At 64.0% G+C, this 1,340-nt stretch carries 1 protein-coding gene; it reads left to right on the top strand.

The window, feature by feature from the left end:
* Positions 1–294: 294 nt before the first annotated feature.
* Positions 295–1,340, top strand: a 1,046-nt coding sequence (gene gdhA, locus LQV45_RS32995; protein WP_230011880.1) for an NADP-specific glutamate dehydrogenase, incomplete at its 3' end; no start/stop codon positions are given.

Here is a 1,340-nt window from a genome sequence, read left to right as displayed (position 1 = left end):
GTCTGCTGCCTGCTCTTCCCAAGCAGCAGACTCTAATGCGCGGAATATCGGCTGCGACCTGTTCCTTCTGGTGCACCGGCCTTGGATAGCAACAATCTCTCGAGGACGACGAACGGCAGGACCCCGCTCCGCCGGGTTGACGGGGTAATGCATGGAGCCCACGAAGGTTCAGCCATTCGCGTCATACGGGCTGCCTGTCAGTGCTTCATTTAGAATTCCCGCAAGGCGCAGTGCAACCATGGAAAGGCTTGTTTGTGGCGCCCGCTGAGGGGCGCCAGAGTTTAGGGAGTTGCAGTGGACGCACGGCTTGAAGTCATCCGGGACACGGTGCTGGCACGGAATCCCGGCGAAATGGAGTTCCACCAGGCAGTCATCGAGGTCTTTGAAAGTCTCGGACCGGTGCACGACCGCCACCCGGAGTTCCTTGAAGGAGCTGTCCTCGAGCGGCTCTGCGAGCCCGAACGGCAGATCATCTTCCGCGTGCCGTGGACGGACGACGCCGGCAGCTTCCAGATCAACCGCGGCTTCCGGGTGGAGTTCAATTCGGCGCTGGGCCCCTATAAGGGTGGCCTGCGATTCCACCCCTCGGTAAACCTTGGAATCATTAAGTTCCTTGGCTTCGAGCAGATCTTCAAGAATGCCCTGACCGGCATGCCGATCGGCGGCGGCAAGGGCGGCTCCGATTTCGACCCCCGCGGACGCTCGGACGCCGAAATCATGCGTTTCTGCCAGTCCTTCATGACCGAGCTGTACCGCCACATCGGCCAGTACACGGACGTCCCAGCCGGGGACATCGGCGTCGGCGGCCGCGAAATCGGCTTCCTCTTCGGACAGTACAAGCGGATCACCAACCGCTACGAATCCGGCGTGCTGACCGGCAAAGGTATCTCCTGGGGCGGTTCGCTGGTGCGGCCCGAAGCTACGGGATACGGCGCCGTGATCTTTACCGAAGAGATGCTTAAGACCCGCGGCCAGTCTTTCGACGGCCAGCGCGTGGTGGTCTCCGGCTCCGGCAATGTCGCCATCAACGCGATCGCCAAGGCCCAGGCGCTCGGCGCCACCGTTGTGGCCTGCTCCGATTCCTCCGGCTATGTCGTGGACGAGGCCGGGATCGACGTCGCGCTGCTGCGCCAGATCAAGGAGGTTGAGCGCGGACGGCTCAAGGACTACGAAGCCCGGCGCTCCGCAGTCTCCTACGTGGAGGGCGGCTCCGTCTGGGACATCGACGCGACCGTCGCGCTGCCGTGCGCCACGCAGAACGAGCTCGACGGCGACGCCGCTGCCCGGCTGGTCCGCAACGGCCTGCTGGCGGTGGGGGAGGGGGCCAATATGCCCTCGAC

This window comes from Microbacterium sp. Bi128 (genome assembly GCF_918698205.1).
The sequence above is the reverse complement of the archived record's forward strand: the minus strand, read 5'-3'. Positions and strand labels throughout refer to the sequence as shown.